Source organism: Streptomyces sp. NPDC058157 (genome assembly GCF_042884105.1).
Taxonomy (GTDB): Bacteria; Actinomycetota; Actinomycetes; order Streptomycetales; family Streptomycetaceae; genus Streptomyces.
In genome coordinates, this window is record NZ_JBHVUQ010000345.1 from 1 (window position 1) to 4,038 (window position 4,038).

Sequence of the window (4,038 nt, forward strand, 5' to 3'; positions counted from 1 at the left end):
CCGGACCGGGTGTGCGGGCGTCCCGCCTCGGGCGCGGGGCCGTTCCGCCCTGCGCGCGCGGCCGTCCCGCCCTGGACGTGCGGGCGTTCCGCCCCGCGCGCGGGGCCGTCCCGCCTCGGGCGTGCGGGCGTCCGGCCTCGGGCCGCGGCCATGCCGCCCCGGAGGGCGGGAGCCGCGCCTCGGGCGATCCGGGGCCCTGATATTCGGTTGCCGGGGGGCGGGGCCGTGGATGCAATGGCCCGCATGGGAGAAGCCGGAAGAAGTAACACGAGTAACCAGCCAGCGGCGCGGCGATCAGGCGGAGTGGACCCGGCGCCCGTCCGGATCGGCGCCCTCGCCCCGCTGACCCGCCCCGGCTGGACCGAGGCGGGCCGGCACCTGGTCGCCGGGCTCCGGCTGGCCGCCGACGAGGCCAACGCGGCCGGCGGGATCGCCGGACGGCCACTGGAACTGGTCGTCCGCGACACGGCCGCCGACCCGCTGCGCGCCGCGGCGGCCGTGGACGAACTGGCGGAACTCGGCGTGGCGGCCCTGGCGGGGGAGTACCACAGCGTGTCCGCCCGCGCGGCGGCCGCCCGCGCCGCCGCCCTCGGCCTGCCGTTCCTCTGCTCCTCCGCGGTCATCGACGCGCTCACCGAACACCCGGCCGACGCCGTGGCCCGCCTGGCCCCGGCCCAGTCCCACGGCTGGCGGACCTACGCCGACTTCCTCCTCGGCGCCGGTCACCGCCGGATCGCCGTCGCGGCCGAACCGAGCGTCTACTGGGCCGCCGGCACCCGCATCCTGCGCGAACACCTCACCCCGCGCGGCGCGACCCTGGCCGAGCTCGACATGAGCACGCTCACCCCCGAGGCCCTGTGCGAGGAACTCCTCGCACATCGCGCGACGGCCCTCCTCCTGCTGGCGGGCCACCCGGATCCGGCGGTGCCGGTCGTCCGGGCCGTGCGCCGCGACCTCCGGCTCGGCGGGATCCTGATCGGCGCGCCCGCCGGACAGCCGGAGTTCACCGAATGGGCGGCGCTGCTGGGCGAGGACGGCGCGGCCGTCCCGTTCCTGCGCTACCTGCCCGAACGCCTCGGCCCCCTGGGCGCCCGGGTGGAGACGGCCCTGCGCGCGCGGCTGGGCGAGGCGCCCTCCTTCGTGGCCTTCGAGGGCTACGACACGCTCACCGTCCTCGCCGAGGTGCTGCGCTCCCCCCGGCGCGCCGACCCCTGGGCGCGGGTGGCGGTCGAAGGGACCCGGGGCGAGATCCGGTTCTCCCGCGTGCCGGGCATCGGCGTCCGGCAGTGGGCGTGGCCGCCGGTCCAGGTGGCCGACCGGGACCCCGGGGACCCCGGCCGCTTCCGCGTCCTGTGGACCGCCGAGGGCCGCCCGGGGGCGCCCGGCCCGGGGGCGCCCGCGTGGCGCGGCGGGGTCAGCGTCCGGCCGGAGCGCGGGTGAGAGCGCGGACGGCCGTCTCCTGCGAGTAGGCCAGCAGGCCGATCGTGACCGCGGCCATGACCACGGCGAAGACGGCGTGACCGAGGGTCGAAGTGATCGCGAAACCCAGTGCGTTGAGGGCGAAGTGGCTGCCGACCCGCAGGGCGACGAGGGCGATGGCGACCTTGCGGGTCTCCTTGCCCCGCCACAGCGCCTTGGCCAGCTTCAGGCGCCGGCGCATCATCGTCAGCGAGACGGCGATGTTGACGACCAGCAGCCCCAGCAGGACCGGCCACGCCGAGGGGAAGGCCTTGATGATGTCGAAGGCGGCCGCGAGGACGCCTTCGAAGCCGAAGAACCAGACCGGGAGCCGGTAGTCGGCCGGACTCAGGTTCCCGGCGTCGATCTCCGCGCCCGGCCCGGCCGCTGTCTCCGTCTTCTTCTTCAGGATGTTCACTTCGGTCCCCCGTGGTCGTTGCGGTGACCTGATTCTCGCCAGGGGGAGGGGGCGGGCGGCAGGGCCCGCGATCACCCGTGTGGGATGACAGATGTCACAGGGGTGTCGTCAGTCCTCCGCCCCCCGGGTCACGAGCCGCCCCGCGGCCCGGCGCCGGGCGAGACGCCGCTCCTCCCGGGCGGCCCAGCGGCGCACCCGGCCGGGTTCCAGCGGACCGCCGTGGCCGACGTGGAGCCGGGCCGGTCCCAGGTCGAGCATCCGCCGCAGGCTGGCGAGGTTGCCCACGGGGTCGTCGTGGAACGGGGGATCGGCCGGTCTGCCCGGGACGAGTCCCATGAAGGAGCCGGCGATCAGGTCGCCCGCGACGAGGTCGCCCTGCCCGGTGAGCACCGAGACCGATCCGGCGGTATGTCCCGGGGTCGGCATGACGCGGGCCTCGATCCCGAACTCCGACAGGTCCGTCTCACCCCGCAACAGCACCTCCGGCTCGACCGGTTCGGCCCGCGCGTGCAGTTTCGCGTTACGGGCCATCAGGCGGCCCATCGGGCCCGTGGGCAGGTACGGTTCGCGGACCCGGCCGGTGCGGAACGGTCCCAGGTCCGCCACGTGGCCCGCGACCGGTGCGCCGGTCAGCCGGCTCAACTCGGCGGCGGAGCCGAAGTGGTCGATGTGCCCGTGGGTGAGGACGATCAGCGACAGGTCGGCCGGGTCCACCCCGTGCGCGGCGATCGCGTCGAGGATCTTCCGGCCGCTGCCGGGGGTGCCGGCGTCGACGACCACGGGCCGACGGCCCAGCAGCAGGTAGGCGTTGATGTGGTGCCGGCCCAGGACGGGGATCGGGACGACGCGGGTGGCGGTGGACACGGTGCGTTCTCCATGGGGGTGGGGGCGAGCGGGGGACGAGGCGGGGTGACGGGCGTCAGCGGAAGCGGCGGCGGTATTCCGCCGGGGTGGTGCCCAGGCGGCGCCGGAAGGTGCGGTGGAGGCTCTCCACCGAGCCGAGCCCGCTCAGTGCGGCCACCTCCGGCAGGCCGTGCTCGCTGTCCTGGAGCAGCCGGCGCGCGGCCTCGAGCCGCGCGGACTCGACGTACACGGCGGCGGTGGTGGCGGTCCGGCGGCGGAAGAGGCGCGAGAAGTGCCGCACGCTGAGGTGCAGTCGCGCGGCCAGTGCCTCCGCGGACAGGTCCTCGGTCAGGTGCTCGCCGATCCAGACCCGCAGTGCGTCGATCCGGTCGCCGCCGGGCGCGTCCGCCACCGCGAGCGGCACGCTGAACTGGCTCTGGCCGCCCGCGCGTTTGACGTACATGACCATCATCCGGGCGGTGGCGAGGGCGAGTTCGGGCCCGTGGTCCTCGGTGACCATCGCGAGGGCCATGTCCATCCCCGAGGTGATCCCCGCGCAGGTCCACAGCCGTCCGGCCCGGATGAACAGCGGGTCCGGGTCGACGGCGACACGCGGGTGGTCGGCGGCCAGCCGGCCGGCCGTGAGCCAGTGGGTCGTGGCGGGCAGCCCGTCCAGCAGGCCGGCCGCGGCCAGCAGGTGCGCGCCCGCGCAGACCGATCCCACCCGTCCGGCGCGGGGCGCGGCCTCCCGCAGCCAGTCGACGACCGCCCCGTCGAGCACGGGCTCCACGCCGCCCCCGCCGACCTCGACCGCGCCCGACACGAGCAGCGTGTCCACGGCCCCGTCGACCTCCTCCAGCGCCAGGTCGGCCATCAGCCGCAGCCCGCTGGAGGTCGCCACCGGCACTCCGCCGGCCGTCGCGACCCGGACGGTGTAGCCGGGCCGTCCGGGGCCGGCGACGCGCGTGGCGACGGAGAACACCTCGGCCGGGCCGGTGACGTCGAGCAGTTCGGCGCCGGGGAAGGCGACGATGACGATCTCGTGGGGTGGGAGCATGCCCCGATCATCACGCCCCCACCGGATGGCCGCAATGACCAGCTTCTGTCACATCCGGCCATCATCCAGCCACGCCGTCCGCCGTGCCGTGCGCAGCCCCGTCCAGCCGTACCGCGCTCTCCGGCAGCAGGGCGTACCCCCCCCGCCCGGCGCCACGTCCACGTCCACGACCGCGCCCAGCTCCCCAACCGCCGCCGCCCGGGCCGCCCGTTCAGAGCACCCGGTACCGCTCCACGCCCGCCCGGCACATGACCTCGTTCAG

At 76.0% G+C, this 4,038-nt stretch carries 4 protein-coding genes; 1 reads left to right on the forward strand and 3 read right to left on the reverse strand.

The genetic code is table 11. The features are described 5' to 3' along the window. The first annotated feature begins 303 nt into the window (after window positions 1-303). Window positions 304-1,440 carry an ABC transporter substrate-binding protein gene (locus ACFVXK_RS37390; protein WP_389621477.1) on the forward strand — a complete coding sequence of 379 codons (1,137 nt, stop codon included), beginning with the start codon at window positions 304-306 and terminating at the stop codon, window positions 1,438-1,440. Here ACFVXK_RS37390 and ACFVXK_RS37395 read toward each other — a convergent pair. The 3 genes from ACFVXK_RS37395 to ACFVXK_RS37405 form a co-directional block, all read right to left on the reverse strand. After that, window positions 1,415-1,876, reverse strand: a complete 462-nt coding sequence (locus ACFVXK_RS37395) for a hypothetical protein (protein ID WP_389621480.1) — start codon at window positions 1,874-1,876, stop codon at window positions 1,415-1,417. The genes ACFVXK_RS37390 and ACFVXK_RS37395 overlap by 26 nt on opposite strands. Before the next feature lie 108 nt (window positions 1,877-1,984). Beyond that, window positions 1,985-2,740, reverse strand: a complete 756-nt coding sequence (locus tag ACFVXK_RS37400; protein WP_389621483.1) for an MBL fold metallo-hydrolase — start codon at window positions 2,738-2,740, stop codon at window positions 1,985-1,987. A gap of 55 nt (window positions 2,741-2,795) precedes the next feature. Then, complete coding sequence (locus ACFVXK_RS37405) at window positions 2,796-3,776, reverse strand: GlxA family transcriptional regulator (RefSeq protein WP_389621486.1); 981 nt, start codon at window positions 3,774-3,776, stop codon at window positions 2,796-2,798. Window positions 3,777-4,038: the final 262 nt, after the last annotated feature.